Source organism: Cohnella massiliensis, from assembly GCF_900169535.1.
In the GTDB taxonomy this organism is placed as follows: Bacteria; Bacillota; Bacilli; order Paenibacillales; family Paenibacillaceae; genus Cohnella; species Cohnella algarum.
Genome location: NZ_LT821258.1, coordinates 198,608 through 223,336 on the forward strand (window position 1 = coordinate 198,608; position 24,729 = coordinate 223,336).

The 24,729-nt window shown below is 62.9% G+C and carries 18 protein-coding genes; 2 read left to right on the forward strand and 16 right to left on the reverse strand.

Annotated elements, in window-relative coordinates:
- The first annotated feature begins 222 nt into the window (after nucleotides 1-222).
- Both B7E11_RS10605 and B7E11_RS10610 read left to right on the forward strand, forming a co-directional pair.
- A complete protein-coding gene (locus B7E11_RS10605) occupies nucleotides 223-609 on the forward strand; it encodes a DUF4280 domain-containing protein (RefSeq protein ID WP_080834170.1) in 387 nt (128 codons plus the stop codon).
- 1 nt (nucleotide 610) lies between these two features.
- A complete protein-coding gene (locus B7E11_RS10610; RefSeq protein ID WP_080834172.1) occupies nucleotides 611-2,683 on the forward strand; it encodes a hypothetical protein in 2,073 nt (690 codons plus the stop codon).
- A 184-nt stretch (nucleotides 2,684-2,867) separates the two neighbouring features.
- Here B7E11_RS10610 and B7E11_RS10615 read toward each other — a convergent pair whose 3' ends face one another.
- The 16 genes from B7E11_RS10615 to B7E11_RS10690 all read right to left on the reverse strand — a co-directional run bounded on the left by B7E11_RS10615 (nucleotide 2,868) and on the right by B7E11_RS10690 (nucleotide 24,729).
- A complete protein-coding gene (locus B7E11_RS10615) occupies nucleotides 2,868-3,368 on the reverse strand; it encodes a hypothetical protein (RefSeq protein ID WP_080834173.1) in 501 nt (166 codons plus the stop codon).
- 250 nt (nucleotides 3,369-3,618) lie between these two features.
- Complete coding sequence (locus B7E11_RS10620; RefSeq protein ID WP_080834176.1) at nucleotides 3,619-5,265, reverse strand: hypothetical protein; 1,647 nt, start codon at nucleotides 5,263-5,265, stop codon at nucleotides 3,619-3,621.
- 45 nt (nucleotides 5,266-5,310) lie between these two features.
- Complete coding sequence (locus B7E11_RS10625; protein ID WP_080834178.1) at nucleotides 5,311-7,413, reverse strand: phage tail protein; 2,103 nt, start codon at nucleotides 7,411-7,413, stop codon at nucleotides 5,311-5,313.
- Nucleotides 7,414-7,524: 111 nt separating this feature from the next.
- Nucleotides 7,525-9,738, reverse strand: a complete 2,214-nt coding sequence (locus B7E11_RS10630) for a putative baseplate assembly protein (RefSeq protein WP_139787144.1) — start codon at nucleotides 9,736-9,738, stop codon at nucleotides 7,525-7,527.
- Between the two features lie 41 nt (nucleotides 9,739-9,779).
- Nucleotides 9,780-12,869 carry a baseplate J/gp47 family protein gene (locus B7E11_RS10635; RefSeq protein WP_080834180.1) on the reverse strand — a complete coding sequence of 1,030 codons (3,090 nt, stop codon included), beginning with the start codon at nucleotides 12,867-12,869 and terminating at the stop codon, nucleotides 9,780-9,782.
- Between the two features lie 18 nt (nucleotides 12,870-12,887).
- Nucleotides 12,888-13,289 (reverse strand): GPW/gp25 family protein, encoded by a 402-nt coding sequence (locus tag B7E11_RS10640; RefSeq protein WP_080834182.1) that lies wholly within the window; start codon nucleotides 13,287-13,289, stop codon nucleotides 12,888-12,890.
- Nucleotides 13,290-13,353: 64 nt separating this feature from the next.
- Nucleotides 13,354-14,076 (reverse strand): phage baseplate assembly protein V, encoded by a 723-nt coding sequence (locus B7E11_RS10645; RefSeq protein WP_080834185.1) that lies wholly within the window; start codon nucleotides 14,074-14,076, stop codon nucleotides 13,354-13,356.
- Nucleotides 14,073-15,161: a phage late control D family protein gene (locus B7E11_RS10650; protein ID WP_080834188.1), complete on the reverse strand. Its 1,089-nt coding sequence runs from the start codon at nucleotides 15,159-15,161 to the stop codon at nucleotides 14,073-14,075. Before B7E11_RS10650 ends, B7E11_RS10645 begins: the two co-directional genes overlap by 4 nt.
- 14 nt (nucleotides 15,162-15,175) lie before the next feature.
- On the reverse strand, nucleotides 15,176-15,835 hold the full coding sequence (locus B7E11_RS10655) for a CIS tube protein (RefSeq protein WP_080834191.1): 660 nt from the start codon (nucleotides 15,833-15,835) through the stop codon (nucleotides 15,176-15,178).
- A gap of 16 nt (nucleotides 15,836-15,851) precedes the next feature.
- On the reverse strand, nucleotides 15,852-19,976 hold the full coding sequence (locus tag B7E11_RS10660) for a hypothetical protein (protein WP_080834193.1): 4,125 nt from the start codon (nucleotides 19,974-19,976) through the stop codon (nucleotides 15,852-15,854).
- A gap of 241 nt (nucleotides 19,977-20,217) precedes the next feature.
- Nucleotides 20,218-20,724 carry a phage tail protein gene (locus tag B7E11_RS10665; protein WP_080834195.1) on the reverse strand — a complete coding sequence of 169 codons (507 nt, stop codon included), beginning with the start codon at nucleotides 20,722-20,724 and terminating at the stop codon, nucleotides 20,218-20,220.
- Between the two features lie 19 nt (nucleotides 20,725-20,743).
- Complete coding sequence (locus B7E11_RS30785) at nucleotides 20,744-20,998, reverse strand: DUF6760 family protein (protein ID WP_139787145.1); 255 nt, start codon at nucleotides 20,996-20,998, stop codon at nucleotides 20,744-20,746.
- A complete protein-coding gene (locus tag B7E11_RS10675) occupies nucleotides 20,938-21,318 on the reverse strand; it encodes a hypothetical protein (RefSeq protein WP_080834197.1) in 381 nt (126 codons plus the stop codon). The genes B7E11_RS30785 and B7E11_RS10675 overlap by 61 nt, the downstream gene beginning before the upstream one ends.
- 172 nt (nucleotides 21,319-21,490) lie before the next feature.
- Nucleotides 21,491-21,925 carry a phage tail protein gene (locus B7E11_RS10680; protein WP_080834199.1) on the reverse strand — a complete coding sequence of 145 codons (435 nt, stop codon included), beginning with the start codon at nucleotides 21,923-21,925 and terminating at the stop codon, nucleotides 21,491-21,493.
- A 114-nt stretch (nucleotides 21,926-22,039) separates the two neighbouring features.
- Nucleotides 22,040-23,749 (reverse strand): phage tail sheath subtilisin-like domain-containing protein, encoded by a 1,710-nt coding sequence (locus B7E11_RS10685; protein ID WP_080835447.1) that lies wholly within the window; start codon nucleotides 23,747-23,749, stop codon nucleotides 22,040-22,042.
- A 179-nt stretch (nucleotides 23,750-23,928) separates the two neighbouring features.
- Complete coding sequence (locus tag B7E11_RS10690) at nucleotides 23,929-24,729, reverse strand: hypothetical protein (protein WP_080834201.1); 801 nt, start codon at nucleotides 24,727-24,729, stop codon at nucleotides 23,929-23,931.

Genomic DNA, 24,729 nt, shown 5'->3' on the forward strand with positions numbered 1-24,729 from the left:
CGTTCCAACTCCCGCGTTTTCGAATCGGCACCGGCTTCCGGATCCGCAGGAAAGGGCGGTAAGCCGTTAGGCCCAGGCAAATTCTGCTATTCTCATCCTACTATACTTTTCGACAGAACACACTCATTTTCCTATCTAAATTACAATTTAAGGTATATAATATAGGATAAAAAATGAAATCGATTTTTCTCGACAATTTTCCGTGAAACGAGGGTTTTGCGCATGGGCCAATTCGTCTGCAGCGGTGCCGCGCTCCAATGCTCCTTCGGCGCCGCTCCCGGCATCCTGAACGTGCTTCCCGCCAATCGGACGCTGACCTCGATGCCGCTCGCCAACATTATGGACAACAAGCCGATGGTCAACATTTCTCCTTTCGGCATGTGTTCCTCCATGGCCAACCCGGCAGTCGCCGCGGCGACCGCCGCCAAATTCGGAACGTTGACTCCGGTCCCTTGCACGCCGGTCACGGCCGCGCCTTGGGCGCCCGGTTCCCCGACCGTCCTGGTTGCGAACATGCCGGCGTTGAACAACCAGTCGAAGTGCATGTGCAGCTTCGGAGGCGTCATCCAAATCGCGCAGCCCGGTCAAATGACCATACAGGTGCCTTGAAATGATCGAACAAATCATCAAGCCGCTTATCAAGCCGTTCCAACGCACCGTCATGAAGCCGATCCGGCTGGCCGGGAGACTGCCGAAGCTCCTTCTCCGCTGGCTTGTCGGCTGGGCTCGCAGAATTCTCGGCTCCGGCCTCCGTTCCCTTGCGGACTACTGGAGGATCGGAAGCTACTACATCGCGAAAAAGCTCGTCGTCCTGATCGCGCTGATCGCGCTCGTCATCGCCTATTTCGGCTTCATTAATCCTCCGAAATTCGTCGACAAATGGTTCGGCCGCACCCCCGTCTTTGCGGCGGAGAAGGCCGCGGCGGCCGCTTTTTCCGGAACGGCCAAGGTGAAGGACGCGGAAGGCAACGTCATTTATGCCGGAGGGCTCAAAGACGGCCTCTACTCCGGAGAAGGCAAGCTTTACGACGCGGCCGGCAAGCTTCTGTACGCCGGAAGCTTCGACAAAGGGCTCAAGTCCGGACAGGGCGACCTGTACGATGCGGAAGGAAAGCTGCTCTACCGCGGAGGGTTTGCCAACGATTTGTACGACGGAGACGGACTTTTGTACAACCCGGACGGCAGCCTTTTGTACGAGGGGACGTTTGCCGGCGGGCTGTATGACGGCAACGGCACGCTGTACGCCGCCAAAGACGCCGTCAAATATGCCGGCGCGTTCGTCAAGGGCGCGTACGAAGGAGAAGGCAAGCTTTACGACGATGCCGGCAGGATCGTTTACGAGGGCGCGTTTGCGGGCGGCGTCTACGAAGGCGCGGGCAAGCTTTACGCGGCGGACGGAACGCTGCGGTACGAAGGCGCGTTCGCGGGCGGCGTCCTGTCCGGCGAAGGTACGGAGTACTACCCGTCGGGGGTCGCGAAGTACAAAGGGAGCTGCCAGCTCGGACAATACCATGGGGCGGGCACGCTAATGAACGATAAGGGCATCGCCGTCTATGCCGGCAACTTTTCCGGCGGCTTGAAGGATGGCGAGGGCCAGGCCTTCGGCGACGACGGCGTTCCGTTGTACCAGGGCTCGTTTCGCTCGGACCGCTACGAAGGAGCCGGCAGCCTGCTCGACGGGGACGGGGCCGTCGTGTACAAAGGTTATTTCCGCGATGGCGCGCTGTACCCGCAGGGGTTCATGGGGCTTACGCTTGCCAAGCTGAAAGATCTGCTCGGCGAGCCGGATGCTCCGGCCGGAGCGGACGCGGCGGCGGGCGGAGAGGATGCCGGCGACGGAGGTGCCGGCGAATCCGGCGGCGGCGATGCTGCCGGAGGCGATTCCGGCGGCAGCGCAGCCGGAAATGCCGCTAACGGCAATGCTGCCGGAGGCGCGGAAGGCGGCGATGGCAGCGGAGCCAACGGCGGCGGATCGCAGGTGGACGGAGAAACGTCAGGCGGCGAGAGAGGCGACGCTTCCGCGGGCCCGGAGGGGGGTTCGGACGTGGACGCGCAACCCGGGTCGGCTGCGGGAACGCAAGACGGCGCGGGCGAGGACAACCAAGGCGGGATCGACGGCTCGACGCCGCCGATCGGAGCCGCGGCATCGGGCCCGGCCCGTGCCGCCGCTGCCGGCGGGGCTTCCGCCCCGGCGGAAAGCGAAGCTTCCGCGGGCCCGGGCGCTGCAGATCCCGCGGAACAGGCCGGCGTAACCGGCGGGAAAACGCAAACGGCGCCCGAACCGCAAGCTTCGGGAACGGACGCGGAAGGTGCTTCCCCGGATGCCGGCGCGGAGTCGGGCGGCGCGGACGAAGACGCTTCCGTCGCGGAAGCCGATCCGAACGCCGGAACGCTGCCGTCAAACCAAGAATTGACCTACGGCGCTTACCAATATTCTTTCGAGCTCGAAGCGGATCCGGACAATCCCGAATCGTTTCTCGTCGCCGAAGTGCGGATTTGGAACCGGACGGTACTGCTGGATTTGGCAGGCCAACTGTCCGCCGCCGGCAACAAAGGTACCCGCATGTCCGCGGACGATGGGCGGTACGAAATGTGGCACAAATGGAACGACCAGTGGGTCATTGTTCTGTACAACAAGGACAAACCCGTCCGCGCCACCGTTCGCGCCGTCAGTACGGAATAACAAAAACCGCCGGTACGAATGTCCGGCAAAGTCAGTGACGCAGAAGTGTTTTGCCGGGAGCGGCAATGGACGACGCTATTTCGGCGTTGTCCTTTCTTTTTGCATTTTCTTAAAAACGGGATATTTAAATGAGTAGAGCCAAAAGAGGAAAGACTGGGGCTAGAGCTAGTGAAATATAAAAGTCCTATACAGGCTTAATAGGATCGGTTGTAATTGTTCGCTTTGACCGTTCTATTTGAAGTCTGATTGCCGCCTGTTCTTTAACCGTATACTCAACGTCATGCTTCAGGCCTTCCATATCTTCCTGAATGGCCGTCAATTTTCCGGACATATGGCTCAGAACGGCTATGATGTCTTCATTCTGATTGGATTCCATACGATCAAGCTGCATCTTTATTTGTCTTACACCCTCTTTGAGCGGCAACAATTCATCCTTTAATTGTTGTACGTCCCCTTTGAGCGGCAACAAATCACCCTTTATTTGTCGCACGTCCTCTTTGAGCGGCAACAAATCACCCTTTATTTGTCGCACGTCCTCTTTGAGCGGCAACAAATCACCCTTTATTTGTCGCACGTCCTCTTTGAGCGGCAACAAATCACCCTTTATTTGTCGCACGTCCTCTTTGAGCGGGCGCAACTCTTCTTGGAGAACAAACTGCAACGCCTGGATAACAGATTGGTCCATGTTTTGGCCTCCATTGATCAGTTGTGTTCATTTTATCACAGGTTCATTTTTGGGGGGCGTTTTCTTACAAAATCATTCCGTTCAAATTAATTATGTTAATTCAAGTTTACCAAACATATGTTCCCTTTTCAAGAGTTCGAATGTTAGATCTCGCTGCCCATCTCATCGCCGCCCAAGGTTCGTTTACTTCAAAAAAAGAACCCCGAAGCGGCATGTCCGCTCCGGGGCAACGCTTTATCTTGCGCAACAACTACTCCGCTTCCTCCCGCGCGGCCGCGGCCTCCGCCATCGCTTCCGCGACTTCGGCTTCAGCCGCAGGACCGGCTTCGCCTTCCTGCAGCTTCTTGAACGCCCACCAGCGGACGCGGAGCGATTCCGCTTCGGTCGCCTCGGCCAGCTTCATGCCGATACGGAAGCTTCCGCTGTCCGGGTACACGATCGTGCCGAACCGGACGTTCGGCACATCCGCCTCGTAATCCGTCCCCTTGAAGACGTCCAAAGAGTCGTAATAGACGCGGGTTTTCCGGTCTCCGCGCTCTTCCAGGCCGACGACGATCGATACTTGTCCCTGCCCGAGACCGTGCGCGATTTCGTCGGTGACGAAGTTTCGCCGTCCCCGGGAGAAAAACCTTCCTCCCGTTTTCGCGGCGGCGTCCAGCGGCACCTCCAGCACGCCCGTGGCGATCTCGTCGTTGATCGCCTGAGGCTTCGGGATGCCGAGCTTGAATTCGAACGCGTTGCGTTCCGGATGGAACGACACGCCCAGCTCCGGCTTCGCCCCGAAATCGACGTCGTACGCCTCGGCTTCGGCGTAAAACCGGTTGAGCGAACCCGTCCGCCCCATCCGGCCGAGCTTTTGCGAAAGCGTGGCGTTCGGAACGTACTCCCCGAACGGAACCCGTTCGACCTGCTCGATCAGATAGGTCGGCCCGACCTGAAGCAGGCCGATTTTGGCCAGACACACTTCGCGTTCCGACGAGCCTTCGGCGGCCTGGTCCAGCGAACGCTCGTACCAATCCTTCAGCACGCGCTCCATTGCCGGATTCGAGAGAATTTCGACCGAATGCGACACGCCCCCGTCCAAGGCGATCCGATTGTCGCCGATGTAAAGCTCCACGTTTTCCGGCAAAAGCGCGAGTTTTCCGAACGTTCCCGGTTTGTCCTGCACCTTGACGCTGTACGTAATCGTATATTCCGTCTCCTGGGCCTCCCCCGGCTCCAGGAACGAAACCCGGTTGCCGTCGTAGCCGAGCGGGTCGAAGCCCTCCGCCTCGTAGGCGAACGACAGGCTGACGCGCGGCGTCTGAAGCGTTTTTTCGACGACGAGGGCGACGTCCACGACATCGCCGGGGTTGACGTACTTCGGCATCCGCTGCAGCACGCGCACGTTCGCGTCCTGATACAAAATCGCGACATCCTCCAGCAGCCGCACGAATTCGAAGGATCGCGGATCCGGCGCTTCCTCCCGGACGAACAGCCTGTACGATTCCAGCAGCCGGTTGTACTCGCTCACTTCCTCCCCGCGAACCGAAGAATTGCCGACGGAGTGAACGGGCTCGCGGCCTTTTTCGTCGTAGGCGACGTACAAATAAACGTTTTTCTTGTATTCGTTGTTGGTGAACCCGTCGACCATGGACAGCTTCAGCGTGACGGGAGCCGGAATGACGATTTCGCGCCCGATGTAATCGATCGCGAGCCCCATTTCCACCGTAATCGTCTTGTCGTCGACCGCGACGACCTGCATGCCGGCGACGACGCCGCTTCCGAACAGCAGACGATTGAGCAGCCGGCGCTTGTCGTTCAAATACTTTTGCTCCGATTCGAAGTCCCGGACCGTCAGCAGCTTGCCGTAAAAATACCGGTTTCGTTCAAACGGAAACATCCTCGCCTTCTTCAACTCGAACCCCTCCTGACCTGCATCAAATTTGCGCCCGAAGGCGGGTCATTCCAACTCCGAATCCATCTCCAGCCGCGTGTGGGCGTCCAGCCTGCGGTTCAAGTCGAGATCGACAAGCAGCGTGTCGTTCGGCATCGCCTTGCCCGCGTTCATCGTAAACAGGGACGGCTCGGTCAGCACCGTATTCATGCCGAGATACGTGTACAAGTCCAGATACATCCACGGCTGGAGCCAGACGAGCCGCGCTTCGGTATGCGCCGGCTTGAAATCCTCGATAAGCTGGAGCAAAAGCGTCTTCTCTTTTTCGCTCGGGGCCTGATTCGGATGAAGCAGCACCGTGAACGTAAACGGATCGTCGCCGTACAGCCGGTCCACCAGCCATCTGAACTCGGCCTTCTCGCGCAGCTGTTTATATTGAAAAGATTCCACGACGATAGGCGTCAATCCCGTGAAAATCTCGACCGCCTTCTCGATGCCGCGCTTGGTCCCCCGGTAGCGGTACAGCTCCGGCGCGAACCGGATCAATCTTCTGACCCATTCGTCGTTCCAGTTGTCGTCGACCTCCATGCCCAGCCAGGAAGCGAGCCAGCGAAGCATCGCCCCTTCGGCCCTTTCCCTGTCGAAATGGCCGGCCATCCCGTCGATCTGCTCCTCGACGCTGTCGAACAGCGTGCCGAACAGGGACAAATAGCGCTCGAGGAAGTCCCGGCTCTCCTCCTCTTCCTGGTAAACCGCGGGCAAATAAGAGATTAACGTGTCCCGGGGAAAATAAACCCGCATTTTCCGCAGGATGGGCGTAAGCCGCTCGCTGCCGAGCCACTCGATCTGCAGCCACAAATACCGCCCCTTCGCTTCCCGAAACAACGCGTCGGACGGGTTGACGATCGGCTCGGACCAGTAAGGCGCGAGCGCCGCCCTTTTTTCGTCGAGCGATAAGTCCTCCCGCCCGAGCCAGTCGTCCACGTTCCGCAGCGTCCCCTGCAGGACGAGCTCCGGGGAATCGGAGGCAAAATAGCGCACCCGCAGCTGAGTCCCGTCCGGGATCGCCGCATCCAGCGTGAACTTGTGCCAGACGGTTTCGCTTTCCGCGCTGTCCAGCGCCCGGGACAGCCATGCGCCCTCCGGTGCGCCCGCGCCTTCCCGGTTCAGCATTTGGGGCTGCAGATCCAGCATCGTAATCGTGCCGTTTTCCCTGTTCAAAATGTACATCCGGTCGGAGGCGTCGATCGTCAGGCCGTCGGTTTTGCCCCGAAAGCCCGCCACCCGGCCGACGAGCTCTCCGTTTTCGCCGAAATGGAGGATGAAGCGATCGTCCTCGCCTTCCGGACCGATCACCCTGGAATCCCCGACATAAATTTGCCGGCGCGTGTCGACGCCGATGCCGGCAAACGAGAACGGCGGCAGCAGCATCCGGGTATGCAGCGCGCCTTCGGGCCCGAAGGCGAACAGCACGCAGCCCGCGCTGTCGAACACGTACGCGTCGCCCCCCGGAGAAACCGCCAAATAGGAGATGCCCGGCTCGCCCGTTCCGTCTTCCTTGATCTTGGCGGAAAACCGGCTGTCGGCGAACGCCGCGTCCACCGTTCCGGCCAGCGTCAGGCGGATGAGCGTCAGCGGCAGGCGTTCCCGCGTTTCGCCGGAACCGGAAGGCTCAAGCGACGGAGTGAGCGCGTACACGAACCGGTCGTCGCTCGCCAGCGCGAGCGGCTCGAAATAGCGCCCGTCGAGCGAGTTTCCGCTCCGGCTCCATTTGACCTGGCCGTTGGCCATGTCGTAAGCGGTCAGGGACGGCTCCCCTTCCGGATCGGCCACCAGCAGCGTGTCCCCCGAAACGGAAAGCTGCGATGCGGCGGAAAACAGCCCGTGTCTCGGCACGAAAAGCCGCTCGTGGTGGCGGCTGCGCCGGTCGTACACCCACAAGTCCCCGCTCTCGTCAAGCAGCACGAGCCTGCCCAGCGGACCTACGGCAAACGCGGCGATGCCGCCTACGCCCTCCAGCGTTTCCAGGTGCAGCGTATCGATAATTCCGTATTTTTGCCCGCTTTGCAGCCGCACGCCGTCTTCGCCGGCATCCAGATTGACAAGCCAGCCTCTCTTCCGCCAGTGCTCCTTCCGGTTCAGCGAGAAAAAAGTCGCGCCGCTCTCCAAGCTCTCCCCTCCTTTGCTGCGTAATCGAAACCGCCGCCGGTGCCGGGTCCGAAGGACGGCCCCGCTTCAGGCCGCCTTTCCGCTTCGCTCCCGGCCGGCGGGCGGCATGGCTCACACTTGCGTCCGGCTGATCAGCTCGATCCGATGCTCGCCGGAATAGACCAGTCCGTTCGGCGGCAGCAGCACGTCGCCCGACGCCGACTTGACCGCGTGGCGGCCGGCCGCCTCCAACCATAGATCCTGTACGTAGGCGACTCCTTGCACCCGGCTGATGGCGCTGTAAATATCGCCTCTGTACACGGTCTTTCCGAACGGCCAGCCTTCCTCCGGATCGCGAATCCCGACCGGCCGGAGCAGCCGGTTCAGCGTCTCGACGATTCGCTTGCTCTCGCCGGCAAACTGGGGTTCGACGACGACCATCGCATGCACCGCCACCTGTACGTATTCGGGGGCGATGACGCGGACCTCCGTCGTCAACAGTCTCCGCTCCTCCAGATGACCCGCGATCGTCCGCAAATAGCCGGCGCTCGGCATCGGCGTCGCCGCTTCGTTGTCCGGAACGGCGACGACCGTCACCGCTCCCGGCGCGGGGAGCGAGCTGCCGGGCGCATAGCCGGGAATGACGTGCACCCTGGCGACTTTGAGCCCCGGAGTCGCGCGGGTAATCGCGGCGTAATCGCCGTCGGTAACGGCCCGAAACGGCAAGTGCCGCTCAAGCTGCACCCGCTCGACGCATTCGTTCAAGGTCTCCGCCTCGACGCCCCCGTAGCCGTACCCGGCATTCGTCACCGTCATTCCCGCCGCCCGCTGGGTCGGCGATTCCCAGCCGGTCAGCAGGTGCGGCTGAATATTGCCCCGCTCCCCTCCGCCGAGCACGCAAACGATCAGGCACAGGTTCGGCTCGCCGCAAACGGCGGGAATCGCGCCGCTCTCGTCGTTGCCGAAGCGAATCTCGCCTTTTTCCCGATCGTACACGAAGTGGCGGTCAAGCGGACCGGACCGGTCGAAATCGTCGACCGGCGTCCAGTCCTCCCACAGCCATTCTCCATGCCCTTCGCCGGGAATGCCGACCTGCAGCCTGAATTCATCCTTGCGCCTAGGGACGAGCTCGTGCAGTTCGAATTTCTGGTTCGGAAGCCCGTTGCTTCTGCCGATCCATCTCCGGCCGCCGAACGAAGCTTCCGAATGGATCCGGCGCACGTTGCCTTTGCCCGCAGGCGGAATTTTTCCGCGGACGCCGTCGCCGAACCGGACGACCCGCGAGCCGTCCGCGCGCGTCTCCACGACGAATCGGCACTCCTCGGGTCCGGCCCCTTCAAAGCTCGCCGCCTCGCGCCATTCGCGCCAGACGCCGTCCTCCTCGCGCACCTGAACGCGCAAATCGCCGCAGCGGCCGAGGTACGTATCCGCCTCAAGGCCCCAATTGCGAAGCCCCGGCGAGTTGAAGTCGAGCGCTTCGCTTTTCGTATCGCGGTGAACCGCGACCGCCGTGTTGAGCAGAAGGCCGTCGATGCGGGGCGGCGATTCGTAGCCCGGCTCCTCCAGCGTGCAGCAAATCCAGTAGCGCGGGCGGTCGTTCGCCGGATGAACGATGACCGGCAGCAGCTGCGATTCGAAAAAAAACGTGATGCGGCCGCTGTAGGTCATATGCACCGTGGCGTCCTCGTACGTTTCGAGCGGCAGCCAGCCGGCCTGCCGCGTGCGCTCGTCCAGGCCGTAGGCTTTCCAGGACACTCTCGCGGACGGGACGACGCGGTCGCCGCCGGAAGGAGGCGAACCCGCCAGCTTGACGGACATCGTCACGAGCTGGCCCGGCAGCGGCTCGGCATCGAGCGCCACATACAGTCGGCTCCCCCGCTCCGCCCCGCTTCCGAAGGCGAAGTACGCGATGTCGCCTTGCGTATTGGCGGCCGTCACATCGCTCGCTTCCCGTTCCGTGCGGGTGACGACCCGCTCGATGGCAAGCGGCAGCAACCGCACCTGATCCGCCGTTTCGAACGTTTCATCCCGCGCCCGCAGCTTCGTTCCCTTCGGCAGCGTCACGGGCGTCCGAATCGAGCCGAACGAGGCCTCCACAACGGCGGACGCCGCCTCCCTCGGCGCCTCGCCGAGCAGATCGAGAAACTTTCTCCGGTTGCGTTCCGGAATCCGGCTCAAATAATACTGCTGCATTTCGGTCAGCCAGGCGAACAATTCCAGCATCGTCATGCCGGGGTCGTGCGCGTTCTCGTCGGTCCAATCCGGCAGCCGCCGGGGGATGGATCGCCTCGCCTCCTGCAAAATGCCTTCGTACGTCCGGTCGTCGAGCGGAATGCGGGGCAGCATCGGCCGTCCTCCTTTCATGCGGATCTAACAGAATTCGCGATTCAAGCCATCGTTACGTTCAGCCGGTGACGGCCGCCCATGACGATGCCGTGGGGAAAACGCTTCAGGTCGTCGGGCGGAATTTCCCTCGTTTCGCCGTTTTCGGCAACGCGGGCGGTCAACACCAGCTTGTCGACCGACTGCACTCCGCGCACCGAATGGAGCAATCCGTAAAACGCGGAAGCGTGCACCGTCTCCCCGATTTCCCAGCCTCGTCCGTCCAGTTGGCCCGTCATCGTGTCCAAAAACGAGTCCAGCCGGCCCGAGCAATCTATTTCGACCGGGACGATCAGGTCGGCGGAGGAGACGTAGACCGTCGCGGAGACGGAAATTTCGATAAGCGCCGGCGCCAGCACCGAAAACCGGCCGGCGCTCCCGACCAGATTCGGAAGCTTCTCCTTGAGCGCCCGTTCCACCGTCCGTTTGATTTCGGGAAAATGGGCGATTCCGTTCCTGCCGCCGTCGGGCAGGACGACGACGGCCACCCGGCCCGAGTCCTTCCGAAGCAGCGCATTCCGGTTCGGCAAGCAGCGGACTTTGGCGACGGACGGCTCGGCCTCGCGCACGATCCACTCCACGTCCGACGCGGAGACCGCGCGGTTCTGGTGCTTGAGCTGCTGCGGACCTCTGCGAACCGCCTGCTCCAGCCGCTCCGCGTCCCCGCCGCCGACCGCCGAAAACGGATTGGCGATGCCGCTGACGAACGCGATCGGCTGCATCATGCCGGTCACCTGGCCGCTCCCGACGTTGCCTCTCGCCCCTTCGGTCACCTGGTAGGTGACGCGGATTTTGCCGGCCCCCTTGTTCGGGGGGGCCGCGCCCTTCGTTCCGTCGCCGAACCGGATGCGGCCGGTCGCCGATTCGATCGCGTAATGGCGATCGAACGAACGCGAGCCGACGAGCGAGGCCCTTTCCTCCCAGCGGACCCATACCCGGCCGATTTGCCCGTCGCTGTCCCGGATGACCTCGTATCCGTCCTCGTCCATGTCCGCCAGCGCCTGCTCGCCGACAAATCCGGTCTCGTCGACCCATACTTCCTGGCTCACGACCGGAGCCCGCGAAAGAACGTAGCCGTCCTTCGCCGCCTCGGGCAGTTCGTCGCGAATCGTCCGTCGCTGAACGACGGTTACGGCGTTCCGGTCCAGTCTGGCGACGGCCGGACACGAAGCATCCGGTTCGCCGTACCGGCCGTCCCGGTTGACCGAACGGAGCCATACCCGTTCCCGGCCGAACAGGGGGAACGCCTCCATCTGCGCGGGACCAGCGAATTGCACGGCGCCGGACTGGGTAAACCCGTTCGTCTCGTCGCTCGTCCGCAGCGGCGTCCATGACCGGGCGCCCCCGGCGTCCCGAATGAGCGCCTCCCATTCGACAAAGGGCGGCTCCCCGTCCCCCGGGCTGCGGCGTCCGAGCGAAAAGTGAAGCCGAATCGGCCCCTTGGCCGGGGGAAGATCGAAGCCCCAATAGACGGCGGGGGCCGGACAATCGATCGGCGCGAACGCCTTGAAGACGTCTCCGCCCTGCCGGACCGTCGCGGTCCGGTCAACCCATTCCGCGTTGTTCAACGTCAGCGCCTCCCACGGCTTCAGCCGCGTTTCCGCCGAATAACGATAGGAGAACGACGTTTTTTCCAGCCAGGGAGACATATATTCGACCATCGGGTCCGTGATCGGATCCATCGACAGCACCCGAACCCGCAGCCACAAATCCTCGTTTCCGTTGACGTACGTCGGCGCCCAGTCCTCCGGGCAAACGAACTCCACGAAACGAAGGGCGGCCTCCTCTTCGGGAAGCTCCGCGAACATCGATTCGTAAACTCCGCTGTCCGGGACGCGGACCCAGCCTTCGCCGTTCCAATACTCCCACTGCACCCGCCGGATGGCGACGCGCTGCGGCGGCTTGGGCTCGAATTCCGACGTCCGCATGATCATCCGCCAGCGGATTTCCGGATCGGGAGCGTTCCTCAGCACGTTCCCGACGTTTCGCGCCAGGAACGTCATCCGCAGTCGGCTGCCCTTTTTGCTGAAGGCTTCCGGGCACGCGACATGAAACACCGAATAGGGGACGAAATGCTCCCCGAACGGGTGAAACCCCGATTTTTCCAGCTCCAGATCGTTATAATACAGCGCCGCCGGCAAAATGCCGCCGGGATCGCGCTTGACGTCGTGGGAAGCCCGCAGCGCCACTTGGTCGAAGGCGGGCATCGCGGTCAGGGCCGGGGAGGCGGTTTCGTCCTCCGGCCGTTTCCGGACGCGGCAGCGAATCCACCTTCCTTCCGTTCCGTTAACCGTCGCGGGCTCGAGCGGTCCCGCCGTCGTCTTCCAGAGCGTCGTCTCCTGCCGCTCCCACGTCACCCGGTCGAACGGAACCCATTGTCCCTCCCGGTACCAGGACCATTCCAGCCAATCGGACCGGGCCATCGCTTCCGCCAGCTCCGGCTCGGCATACCTTCTTTCGGCGTTGTGCCAGACCAGCGTCACTTGAGCCGGACGATCGAGCAAAAACAGCTCGTCATGACGAAAGTAAAGGGCATGCTCCTGCAGATCGTCCCCATTGACGGAAAAGAGCGGGTAACCGTCCGGGTCCGGCGCCTCCGGGAACGCCTCGGCGCCGTCCGCGATCCGGACGATCCGATCGCGCCCGGGATGGACGTTCACCCAATCGGTCAGCCGGGCGGGCGTCACGAGCAGCGCCGTCTCCGTCTCGAACGGGATCGCTTCCCCGTCGTCCGGGCTGGGCGCCGTCAGCAGCGTTCCCTGGGGAATGTACACAGGTTCCCGGAATCCTTCGTTCAGCGAGAAAACGACCGTCGTTCTCGCCGGCCGGGCGGGCCGCAGCCGGACCTCGAGCATATCCAAAAACGAGATCAGGTTGCCGAGCGGCACGCGATTGAGCCGCTTCAGGTTTTCCTGCAGCATCTCCGCCGCCAGAAAAAACAGCGCGGTCCCCGCATCCGGATCGTCGGGGGAAAACCGCCATTCCGGCGTATAATGAGGCGCCATCGCCTTCATCTGCTCGACGAACGCGGCCATGTCTCTTCCGTCGATCGTCGGAGGCCGAAGGGCTCCGCCTTGCCAGGCTTCAGATTTCATCGCGCTCGTCTCTCCCGATTATTTCGTCCCCTCCTCCAAATAGAAGGGGTATACTTGGTTGAATAAATTGTTGGTCGATCTGACCGTATACTGTACATGCAGCTGAAGACGGCCGGGGTCGGACGGATCGACCTTCGCCTTGACGCCGACGTTTTTGACGCGCGGCTCCCACACCGTAATGGCCCGCTGGGCGTCGCTTTCGAGCAGCCGGAGCGTCGTGGCGTCCATTGTGCCGAAGACGTAATCCCGCAGGCCGCAGCCGAAATCCGGGCGCATGAGGCGCTCTCCTTTGGACGTCATCAAAATGATCCGGATCGCCTCGGCGATATCGTCTTCCCCTTCGGACAGCAGCATCCGGCCCGTCGTGGCGTCCGCCCGCACCGGAAACCGCCAGCCTTTGCCGAGAAACGGCGTTGACATCCGGTTTTCCCCCTTTTCGCCGCCGTCCTCGAACCGCTCGCGCGAGTCCGCGAAACGGCTGGCGCTAGTTGATTTTCACGAGCGAGCCTTTGATATTGACGATCCCGTCCGCCTTCAAATCGAGCGTCGCCCCCGCCTTGATGGACATTTGGGCCGAGGCCTCGAGACTCACCTGCGTCGCTTTCAAGCTGACCGAATTGTTTGTGTCGATGGTGATCTGTCCTTGATTGTTGAGCGTAATTTTGGTCGTGCCCGCCTTGATTTCGATCGAATTGGCGGTGGCGCCCTTCAGGGTGACGGACTGCTGGTCGTTCTTCGTCGCGAGCGTGACGGATTCGGCCTGATCCGCGATTTCGAGCTTTAAGCCCTTGTTCGTCTTAAGCGTGATTTTCCCGTCCTCGGCCGTATCCTGAAAAACGATTTCGTGCCCCGCTCTCGTGCGAATTTTGCGGATATCGTTTTTTGGGTGCTTGGCGGGCGGCTTGCGGGATTCGTTCCACAGGCCGCCGATCACGTAGGGCTGATCCAGATATCCGAGATGAAAAGCGACCAGCACTTCGTCCCCCACTTCGGGAATGAACAGCGTTCCCATGTCGGAACCGGTCATCAGCGAAACGAGCGGCGCCCAATCGGTTTCGTGCTCGTTTTCGCGAATCGGGAACTTCAGCTTGACCCGCCCGAGTCCGTCCGGGTCGTCGATATTGGTTACGGTCGCCACCATGACGCCGTTTACCGTGCCTTCTTCCGAGGCGTCCCTGTCCCATTCGCCGGATACGTTGAACATCATATGGCGTTCCCCTTTACGGTAAAGCTCGTGGTATAACCGCCGGAATCGATCGCATGCGTAACGCTTGCGAGCAGCATCGGCTGGTTGAATTTCGGCCCGAGGCCTTCCAGCTTGACGAAACGTCCCGCCCGCAGCTCGGGAAGGCCGATGCACTGGCCTTGGCCGGTAACCAGGTCCATGCCGCGCTCGCTCATCAGGGAGTCGGCCAATTTTTGCGCGGCCATCGGAGTCGCCACGTTGCGGTACACGTTTTCGATCAGATGCCTCGACAAGGCGTTCATCACGTCGGGCCCCGCGCGGCCGTTCGTGCCGATGATTCTCATCGGCCGGGAAGCGCCCGAAAATTTCGCGTTCGTTTTCCGGTTTACGCCGTGAACGACGACCTGGCTGACCTGCTTCGTAATGTCCACTTCGGCGGTGTAGCTGCTCAAATTTTTGCCGTACATGAGCGTCAGCACCGGATCCGAGTTTGCCGCGGATTCCCGGAAATAGAGCGTTTGGCCGACCACGAAAAATTCGAAAAATTCGTCCTCCGCCAGCTTTTTCAGAAAATGAAAGTCGCTTTTGCGGAATTGCTCGATCGTCTTGTGCGTCTCCGTCGTTTCCTTGACCTGCAGCTGCAGCCCGTATTTGCCGCCGATCTCCTTGACGACGTCGCTTACTTTGACATCGTGCCACTCCTTCGACTGGACGCTGCGCATCATCAGCATCGACCGGTCCATCCCCGTCACCGATACCGTAGGCTGGCTCTGTTCCGGATAGTCGAGGGTGATGCCGGTGATGATGCCGTCGAACAGCGTAACCAGCTTGTCGGTGTAGCCCATTTTGACTTGCAGGGATTTGCCGACCTCGATCAGCGAGCCGACCCACCGGAACTCGCGGCTGACGGCGTTATAGGCGTTTTCGATCCGGAATTGGCAGTGATCCGCCCGTGTCTCCGTCGTCGTGTCGACCCTTACGCCGGAAACGGCGGCCTGCAGCAGGTTCAGCTTCTGGCCCTCGATAGAAATTTCGAAGGCCGGCGCGAAAAAGCCGCGGTACGTTTCCTCAAGCTCCGCGAACGTATACGTCTTGTTGTCGATCATGCTGCCGCGCCCCCCTATTCCAGCCTCGGAACGATGAGCTTGCGCCCGACCGGCAGCTTGCGCGGATTGTCGATGCCGTTGGCTTCCGCGATCGCCCGCCACATGCCGGGGTCCTCGTACTCCTCGGCCGCGATCGTCCACAAGTGCTCTCCTTGCCGGAGCGTCCTTTGCTTCGTCCGGTCCGCCGACTGCCGGGGCGTTTCCTGATATTGCTCGGTCATGCCCTTGACCGCCCGAAACGTGACGTTCAGCGTCGCGCGTACCGGAATCCCCGACTCGAGAAACATCGTGAAGCGCTGCGAAACCTTTTCCACGACTCCGGTAAAATCCAGCGTCCCCCAGACGAACCGGCACGTCGGCGGCGCATGCAGATCGCTGTCCACCGCGAGCAGGCCGGTAATCTGATCCGTGAAGCGCCGCACGTCGCGCGTCTCGTAGCCGGGGTCGTCCCCTTCCTCCGGCAACCGCTCGAACGTGTCGAAAAACAGGTCCATCGTCAGCGATTCCGCTTCCCCGCTAATGAACTGCGCGATCGGCGACTGCAGGCCCGGTATCGTCTTCCAGGCGAAGCTGTTGCCCGTCTGCAGGCTGTATTCGTTCGGATTGAAAAGCACTTTGATGTTTTTCGGCTCTTCGTTCCGGTACACTTCGATTTCCGCTTTTACCGGTCCCATATCGCTTAACTCCTTGTCAATATCCGCGAAGCCGCTGCTCCAGCTTCATTCGCTTCATCAGCGCTTTGTACACCTGGTCCGCCAGCTTGTCCGGATGCAGCTGCGGCATTTGGCTCAGCGCCTGCTGCAGCTGCTTCTCGTCGATCGCCGGCGGCGCTTCGACGACGACTTCCCGCGGCGCGGCCGGCGCGGCGGGAGCGGGCTCCGGCCGCCGCATTTCGAGCGCGGCCGGCGGGGGGGGCGCCCCGCTTGCCGGGGGGCCGCCGAATGCGGGGCCGCCGCCCGGGGCGGCTGCGGCCGCGATCGCCGCGGCCGGGCGGACCGGCGGCGGGGCGAGCGACCGCCCGATCAGCGGCGGCCGCGCTCTGGCTCGCCGGCCGCGTTCGGCGGCCGGGAATGCGCCGGCGGCTCCGGCGCCGGAATCGGTCCCGGTCGCGGCGGGGCCGTTCCCGCGTTCGGCGGCGACCGGGACCCCGGAGAGCCCGGGAAACGGCGAGCCGCCAAGCTCCCGATGGCCGCCGTCAGCCGAACTGCCGCGCTTCCGGAATCCGAGCATGCTCCGGCCCTCCGTTTCCGAGGCTCCGCTCATGCTCGGGATTCCCGTTGCCCGGGATATGGCCGAAGGCCCGTTTCCCGCTTCCCGGAGCCCGATCGCGCTCCGGCTTCTCATGTCCCGGGCGACGGCCGGATTCAGAACTCCCATGTTCCGGAATCCGCCCGTATCCCGGCTTCCCGCTTCCCGCAGGCCGGCCAAGTTCCGGCTTCTCATTTCTCGAACGCCGGCCATGTTCAGAACTCCCGCGTTCCGGAATCCGCCCGTATCCCGGCTTCCCGCGTTCCGAAGCCCGGTGAAGTTCCGGTTGGCCGGCAGCCGGAACATCGTCCTGCTCCGGACATCCCCCGTCCAGCCGGCGTCCGCCATCGATCCGCTTCGCTTCCGGGACCCGGTCATGCTCGGACCCCGTCGTTCCCGGGAATCGGCTTCGGATCGCCATGCCCGCCATGCCGTATTTCCCGAAAGGGAGCGGCTCGGGTAAAATTTGGGCGCGCGGCCGGCGATCCCATGCGGGTTCGGCGCCGAGCCGGGTGCCGGTCGGCCTTTCCGGCCCGCCGACGTTTTTTGCGCGATTCGCTGGGCAAACGCGAGCCGGCCCCCGCCCGGCAAACCGCGCTCGAGCCTCAGCCTCGGCGCCTGCGTTCGGAGCCGCTCTTCCCCTTCCGAAGGCGCCGTGCCGGCTTCGGATCCGTTCGGGCCTTCCCCCTTCGAATTGCCGCCGGCCGCCTTCGCCTCATGAACTTGACGGCGAGGGGCGACGGTTCGCGCGGCAAGTCCGGTTTCCGCCCCGGTTTCAATCCCGTTTTCCTGCATCGCCGCTCGGTCTTCGGTCCCATTCGAACCGGCTTCGGCGCTCGGGCCTCGAAGCGGTGAAAGCGATCCTTCCGTCTGCGCAGCCGAATCCGTCCCGCTCGTCCGGGTTCCCGCGACGCGGCCGCCATCCGGAAACGGCGCGTCCGGTTGCGTTCCCGCTCCGAAAGCGCGCCGCCCGAACGCGAAGCGCTCGGCGGCCGGTGCCAGACGGCCGATCAGTTGCATCGGCTTGCCGCCGACGACCGCCCGCCGCCAGCCCGCTTTCGCGGGGTTCCCGGCCGCCGGCGGCATGCCGCTGGCAGCCGGAGAAGCCGACGGTCGGCCGCTTTCCGTCGGTTCTTCGGCCAGCCGCCGGCCGTTTCCGCCCGATTGCCGCCTTCCGACATCGTTCGGTTTTACCGTTTGATGCCGGCCGGCTTGCGGACGGCCGCTTCCCCGGAAAGCCGGCAAGCCGGTTTCGCCCGGCATTCCGGCCGGACGGCCGGGGTCGCTCTCGGATGACGCCCTCGACCCGGTTCCGCCCAGTCTCTCAGCTTCTCTTAGCAGCCTCAAACCGGTTCCGCCCAATTGCCGCAAAGCGAAGCGGCTCGCCCGTTCCGACGGCGCGAAACGCGTCATCGGCCCGAGCGCCGTTCGGGGCGGCGGCATCCCCGGATTCGGTGTCCGCCCGGCGGCGGAAAATACGAGCCGTCCTTTCCTCGCGGGCGACGGCATCTTTCCGGCCGTCGCCGACGCGTCCGCCGCGGCGCCCGCGCTTGCCGTTCCCGAACCGGCTCCCGAGCCGTTCGGCCGGACGGCGGACTCCCGCCGAACTGCGCCGCGGTCCCGCCCGGGAGCGCTCAAGGAAGAGAGCCCGCTTAGTTGCGAAATCCGGGCGATCATCCTTGCCGGAGCAGGGACGTCGGCCTTGACGAAGGGACGATCCGATCCGGGAGCCCCGGCAAGGAGCCATCGGGCGTTCGCCCTTTCTTCATTGCCTTGCCGCCTATTCGGAAACGACAGGTTGACGCTCGTGCCCGGACGGATGACCACCCGATCCGGCTGCCTTGCGAACGTCAGCTTCCCGGATCCCGAATAAAGGAAAGATCGGGCGCGCGAACGCGGCCGGCCTTCAATTTCAACCCCTTCGTCGCCTCGCGCCGCGGAGAGCCGTCTTTCGGCGGTTGCCGCTTCGGAGAAGCCGGAACGCGCGTCGCCGGACGGCCGACTGCGTTCGCCCCCGCTCCCGTCTTCCGCGGATGCCGGAAAAAGACCTTCCGAATCCGGCGAATTCCCCGTCCTTTTCGACGCGTTCCCGCCATCGGCCGGGTTTCCTTCTTCTCCCGGCGTTCCCGCTCTTTTTCCGGACCTGTCGCCGTCTTTCTCACGGTCCGTTGTTCCCTCTTTCGCCGCGCCTCTGCCGGATGCCTTTTCGAGTCGGGCATTTCGCTCGGGGCGGCCCTGCCGTTCCGGCGAAACGGATCTCGGCCTCCCGGAAGCATTCGATTCCTCTCTCGGCTCCCGCGATTGCGGAGGCGGCGCGGCCGGCGTTTCAGCCGCCGGCGACATCGCCGACGGTGAGTTCCCGGACGAAACCCCAGACGAAGACGATGACGACGCTGAAAATGTTGACGATGCAGCTGTAGCCGACGGGTCCGCCGCCGCAAACGCCCGACGTCCGCCGGTCCGTTCCGGTTCCTTCGCGGAATCCGCCGAAGAATCCGAATAAGTCCGCTCCGCCCCCCGGCGGTCGTCCGCCGGCATCCTTCCGGTTGTCCTCCGAACTTCAAGCGGTCCGTCGAAAATCGCGCGCTTCAGCAGCGCCTTGCGAAGCTTGACCGGCCCTTCGGCAGAAGCGGACGGCTCGATTCCGTCCGCCGGCCGCAACGAATCTTCGCCGCGGCGTGCGAGGGCTCCGGTTTTTTTTCTCGCTAACAGCGGCCACGCGGCTTTGCGAAAAAGCGCCCCGGCAAACTCGGACAACGCCTTGCCGCCCCGCCGCTCGCGCCCGGCTTCGAAAGCGCGCGCCGCGGGCGTCGCCCGCTCGGCTTCCGATTTCGGGCCGGAACCGGAAGAAGGATCGCGCGCCGTCCGGCTGCCAGTCGGCGATAGCTGCCCATTGGGCGCGAACGCTCGGCCGTCCGAAGACGGCCGGCTTTCTCCCGGCGCACGGCCTTCTTGCGGCGTCGGCCTTCCTAACGCCGGTCTGCCTCGCGGCGCCGGTCCTCCGCGAGGTTCTCGGCTGCCTTGCGAGGCCCCGCCTTTTTCGGCCTTTTTCCGGGTGACCGTCCCTGCCTCAACGCCCAAGCCCGAACGGAACGGTTCATCCCGCATATCTGCCAGGTAAACCGCCTCCTCGGCGACATCGCCCTTCTCGCCGACCGGCGAGCGCATCGCGAACTCCCGCAGCAGCCGCTGCTCGCGAATCATGCGATCGGCTTCGCGAATGACGAAAACGTTCCGGTTGACGATCCGGACGTTTTCCACGATTCGCTCTTTTTCCCGGACGATCGTTCTCTCGACGACCCGATCCCTCTCCACCACCCGTTCGCGCACTTCGACCGCTTTTTCCCGTGTTGCCGGTTGCGCCAGTGGCTGAATGCGAACGCGGATGACGGGGCGTTCTTCCGTTTTCTTTCGTTTCGGCCGGGCGGCCATGCGGAACGTCAAATTCGCCGGGCCTACGGACCGGCGCGCGAGCGGACCGTATTTTCCGAGAAGAGACGCCGCGAAATATTCATGCCTTGTCATCCCCCGAACATGCTTCCGCACGCGCTGTTCAAACCGCTGCATGGCTGACCTCCCTCCCGAATCGTTCAAAAAAAGGACGAGAACATTTGTAGTCCGCTGGATAGACTTCTTGGGCCGCGAACCCGCTACAGCCACGCCATGTAGTCCGCTGGATGGACTTCTTGGGACGCGAACCCGCGGCGACGCCACCTCTCGCGAACGCTATCCGCCGGGCAGGCTTGGTCGGCGCTAACTCATCGTCATGGCGGGGGCCTCGAATCGCTATACAGCCTCGCACCCCTATCTACGTCCGGTTAATCAGCTTGATGCCGTTATGGACAAGCTCCACCGTCTCGATCGCCATGTCGCTCGACAAGGCGTTCATGCTCGGACCTACCCATTTGACCGGATAGGCGTCGAAAAAATTCCAACGGCAAAATTCGATGCTGTCGTTCAGGGTCCCTCTCCACTGGTCGGCCTTGCCGTTCCAGCGGCTGTCTCCCTCTTTGTACGAGCTTTTGTATAAAATGATCGACCCGCTTTTTCGCCTGCGCACCGTCGCCCCCTGGGCCGATTCGTTGTACCATTCCCAGAGCTCGGGAGACGAGGTCAGGCCTTTTCTCAACACGATGCGCGGATGGCGGATGCCTTTCGGGAGCCGGTGAACGAAGCCGTTCATTCCGCCTTCGCGGTATTCCTCGATTTCCGTTTCCGCTTCCAGCCCCTGCACTTCGGAAAAGCCCGCCACCTCCAATCCTTCCAGCTCGATGCCGAAGCGGATCGCTCCCCCGTGCAGCACTTGATTGTTCATTCGCGTCGGCTGTGCGCCTTCACCTCTTTCCGAACACGTCGAACGGATTGTCGCGCCTGTCCGAGTCCTCGTTGAGCTTCCGGTTCATTTTCGAAATTTCGTCGCACCATCTGCGGCGCTCCCGGTGGTCCATGTTCATGATGTCGTCATGGGGCCAATGGAAATAATAGGCGATGAAGCCGACTTCCTCGTAGATCCGGTCGATCGGATACGCTACGAGAGGCCCTCCGTTACGGATAAAAAATCGACTTCCACCTCGAACTCGTGATCGCATTTCGGACAAGCGGCGTGCAGCTTCGGCGGCTCGATGTCGTTGATGTGACGGTACAGATTTTGCAAATAGGCCAGATCCGCCGTAAACAGCTTCTCGATGATTTTCGTGTCGATATGCTTGACGTCCCCGAGCCGGGTCACGACCCGGGCCAGCAAAATGATCGTCAAATAGCCCGCGTTCTGCTGGACTCTCGGGTCCCGCATCGGCAAAATTTCGTCGGCCGCCGTGGCGAGGCGCATGACGCCCCTCCGATGCAGCGTGCCGTGCTCGTCGACGTAGCCGCGCGGGAGCTCGAACTCGTATTCCGTCTGAAAGGCCATGTTGCCGGTTCCTCCCCCATCTTTCGTGTAATGCGGCGCTTCCGCGCATCGCGATATCCCGCCGATGAAAAAACGCGAACGGAAAAAATGCCCGTCTGACGCAAAGAAGGCTGTGCCTCAAGCGGAAAACCCCTCAGGACAGCCCCTTCGCCGCCCCTTGCGGGACGATGTTTTATTGGGTGCGCGTCATGCCCTCGTGCGCAAGCTCGAGCAGCTCGATCGCCACTTCCGAGCCCTGCCCGTTGAAATTCGGCGCCGTGTAGCGAACCGGCCACGCTTCGATGACTTGCCAGGTGGCGACGTCCGTGCCTTCCTCGTCGATGGCGATAATCGTAACGGTCTTGCGTTCGATCGTGCCGTTTACGCAATCCTGAATCCATTCGTAAAGCTCGATGGAATCGGTCGCGCCCCATTTGAGGCTGATGTTGCCGTAGCGCGCGAGGCCGGGAAGCTTGCGCGGAGTGATCACTTCGTTGCCCTCGCGGTACTGGATGACGTCGAACGAAGCGTCAAAGCCGCTCACTTCGCTGAAGCCGGCCTGCTGGAGCCCTTCGATCTCCACCCTGAATCGAAAATTGCGATACGGATCCGTACGTTCTGCCGACATGAGTATCCCCTTCCGTTCATCGGGCGGCGCGTCTTGCGCGCCGCCTTGGATTTATTCGCGATTCGGAAGGCGGGACTTGCGCCCGTCCCTTCCGATTGTTCGAGCGGTCATTCGTTATTCCGTGCCGGTTCTTTGCGTGATGCGGAAGATGACGAACTCCGCCGGCTTCACCGGAGCGACACCGATGACGCAAATGAGGCGGCCGTTGTCGATATCGTCCTGGGTCATCGTCGATCGTCCGATGTCGATGTAGAACGCCTCCGACGGGCTGTTGCCCATCAGCGCCCCCGACCGCCAGACGCGGGTCAGGAAGGCGTCGATCGTCCGCTGGACGCGAGCCCACAGCTGCTCGTTGTTCGGCTCGAACACGACCCAGTTGGTGCCGCTCTTGATCGATTCCTCCAGGAAAATGAACAAGCGGCGAACGTTGATGTATTTCCAGAGCGAGTTGGAGGATACCGTCCGCGCGCCCCATACGCGAATGCCTTGCCCCGTAAACGAACGGATCAGATTGACGCCGGCCGGATTGAGGATATCCTGTTCTCCCTTGTTGTACTGGACGTCAAGGCCGACGACGCCCCGAAGCACTTCGTTGGCCGGCGCTTTTTGCACGCCGCGGACGGTGTCGGAACGCGAGTAAATGCCGGCCATCGTGCCCGACGGCGGAACGAAAATGTTGCGCTTGTCCAGCGGGTCGAAAACCGAAACCCACGGATTGTAAAGCGCCGCGTAGCTGGAATCGAACAGCGCGCGGTGCGTCAGCACGTCCGCCACCTTCGTCTTGTCGCGCGGGATGTCCAAAATCGCGAAGCGGCTGCCCAGATTTTCGCAATGGGCGACCAGCGACAGCTGGACGTTCGCGTCGGTTACCCCCGGCACGGCGATAATGCTGACGACGTCGTTGTCGATAAACGACTGGATGCCGGTCCGGCGACCCGGACCGCGGTCCTCGCCGATGAAGTCGGATGCCGCGACGCTCGCGACGGAGCCGTCGCTGCCCCCGGTCAGAACGAACGCGATTTTGCCTTCCGTTTCGCCGGTTACCGTCTCGAAAGGGGCGACCGCTTCGCCGGACGCGGCGGTTGCCTGAATCGCAACGAGATTGGAGCGGCCGGCGACCTTGTCGACATAGCTCGGAGCTTCGGGATTGAGCGAAACCTTCTCGAACGTCTCCAGCTCGTCGCCGTATGCGATTTGAAGCGTAAACTCGCTCGTGGCGAGCAGCTTCGTCGGCAGCAGCGCGGAGTCGACGACGTCGCCCTCAAGCGGCTCCGCCAGCTCGATGACGTTGTCCTGCACGCTGACGATCCGGTTCCACTGCTTCTCCGCGCCGTCGTAAAACGAAACGACGTCCCCGGCGTAAAAGCCGGAAGCGTTTTTGACGCGGTAGCGCTTGTCCGTCACTTCGTAGATTTGCGTCTTTGCCTTGCTGTCGGGCGTTACGGTCACGTTGATCAGATTGCCCCAAGCTCCCGGGTTTTTCGCCGTGATCGAAAGCGCTTCGGCGACGCGTCCTTCGGCCGCCGCCGGCTTGGCGTCGGAAGGCGCCACCCGCATGACATAGCAGCGGGAGCCTCCGTTCGTGAAAAACTGGTCGACCGCGTACGCCAAAAAACGATAGCTGCCGAACGCGCTCTCCGACAAATAGGAACCGAACGCGCGGTGAAAATCGGCCGGGCTCGTAATCAGCAGCGGCAGGCCTTCGACCGGTCCGCGTTGGGCAAGGCCGATGAATCCGGCCGTGCTCGTGCTGACTCCCTCCAGCGGCTTCGCTCCGCTTTCAAACTCCTCCACATATACCCCAGGCGACAAATAATCGGCCATGATCCCCGGTTTTCCCCCTTTGATTCGCGTCATGCCTCCGGCTTGCCGCCGTCGCCAATCCGGGAAAACCAGTTCCTCCTCTCCAGGTTTGGGTTTATCAAATCGTCGACCCGGCGCCGTCGCAAGGAGGGCGGCCGGAATCGACGTAACGCACGTTTAGTGAAGCGCAAGCCGAAGGTTCAGGGCCAAACGAACGGCCCGAGCAGGGCCACGCGGCCGCCTTCGGCCGTCCAAACCGCGGAGACGGTTCGGCCCCCGTATCGGAGCTCGGCCCGAATCCGGCAGGCGGCGGGAAGCGTCCCCCGAAACGGCAGAACGACGGTGCCGTCCCGATCGCTGCGGGTCATGACGCCGGGCAGCAGCCGGGCACCCCGCTCCCAGGATCGCTCCAGGGGCGAAACGAGCGAGAGCGCGAATTCGTTCCCGCCGCAGTCCCGCACCTTGCTCCATTCCGCGGCTTCCCCGTCCCGCCCGCGCAGGACGATCGTGTCGCCCTCCGCAAAGCGGCCGTTCCCGGTTACGTACCGAAGGGCGCTTGCGCCCTTTGGCGCTTCTTCCTCCGCTACTCTCCCTCTGACCGCGCTCTCTTCGTCGACATAGGCGGAAACCGAGACGCCGGCCAGCGGCGTTCCGAGCTTGTCCGTTATCCGGAAGACGAGCCCGGTTCCCGCGGGGGGAGCCGGATGCAGGCGGTTCGGAAGCAAGCAGGCCAAGACGATCGGGGCCGCGGGCGGCAGGAGCGACAGATCGGCCGTCTCGCTGAATTCCAAGTATGTAGAAGATCGAATGACGATCGTGCACCGCCTCGGCTCGACATCGACGAACGCAAAGCTCCCGTCCGAGGTGCGGATCGGCTTCCGGTCCGTTTCCGCCAGGCTTACGCGCACGCTCGGGCTTGCCGCCGCCTTTCCCGTCCAAACGTCGATCGGGCGGACGACCAGCGAGCACCGGGTGACGGAGGTCGATTCGGCCGGCGCCAT

Excerpts from the sequence above, each read along its gene's own strand:
- B7E11_RS10635 (WP_080834180.1), bottom strand. The coding sequence starts at position 12,869 with ATGAAATCTGAAGCCTGGCAAGGCGGAGCCCTTCGGCCTCCGACGATC.
- B7E11_RS10640 (WP_080834182.1), bottom strand. The coding sequence starts at position 13,289 with ATGTCAACGCCGTTTCTCGGCAAAGGCTGGCGGTTTCCGGTGCGGGCG.
- B7E11_RS10610 (WP_080834172.1), top strand. The coding sequence starts at position 611 with ATGATCGAACAAATCATCAAGCCGCTTATCAAGCCGTTCCAACGCACC.
- B7E11_RS10655 (WP_080834191.1), bottom strand. The coding sequence starts at position 15,835 with ATGGGACCGGTAAAAGCGGAAATCGAAGTGTACCGGAACGAAGAGCCG.
- B7E11_RS10630 (WP_139787144.1), bottom strand. The coding sequence starts at position 9,738 with ATGCTGCCCCGCATTCCGCTCGACGACCGGACGTACGAAGGCATTTTG.
- B7E11_RS10650 (WP_080834188.1), bottom strand. The coding sequence starts at position 15,161 with ATGATCGACAACAAGACGTATACGTTCGCGGAGCTTGAGGAAACGTAC.
- B7E11_RS10605 (WP_080834170.1), top strand. The coding sequence starts at position 223 with ATGGGCCAATTCGTCTGCAGCGGTGCCGCGCTCCAATGCTCCTTCGGC.
- B7E11_RS10615 (WP_080834173.1), bottom strand. The coding sequence starts at position 3,368 with ATGGACCAATCTGTTATCCAGGCGTTGCAGTTTGTTCTCCAAGAAGAG.
- B7E11_RS30785 (WP_139787145.1), bottom strand. The coding sequence starts at position 20,998 with ATGCGATCACGAGTTCGAGGTGGAAGTCGATTTTTTATCCGTAACGGA.
- B7E11_RS10665 (WP_080834195.1), bottom strand. The coding sequence starts at position 20,724 with ATGAACAATCAAGTGCTGCACGGGGGAGCGATCCGCTTCGGCATCGAG.
- B7E11_RS10645 (WP_080834185.1), bottom strand. The coding sequence starts at position 14,076 with ATGATGTTCAACGTATCCGGCGAATGGGACAGGGACGCCTCGGAAGAA.
- B7E11_RS10660 (WP_080834193.1), bottom strand. The coding sequence starts at position 19,976 with ATGCAGCGGTTTGAACAGCGCGTGCGGAAGCATGTTCGGGGGATGACA.
- B7E11_RS10680 (WP_080834199.1), bottom strand. The coding sequence starts at position 21,925 with ATGTCGGCAGAACGTACGGATCCGTATCGCAATTTTCGATTCAGGGTG.
- B7E11_RS10685 (WP_080835447.1), bottom strand. The coding sequence starts at position 23,749 with ATGGCCGATTATTTGTCGCCTGGGGTATATGTGGAGGAGTTTGAAAGC.
- B7E11_RS10690 (WP_080834201.1), bottom strand. The coding sequence starts at position 24,729 with ATGGCGCCGGCCGAATCGACCTCCGTCACCCGGTGCTCGCTGGTCGTC.
- B7E11_RS10675 (WP_080834197.1), bottom strand. The coding sequence starts at position 21,318 with ATGGCCTTTCAGACGGAATACGAGTTCGAGCTCCCGCGCGGCTACGTC.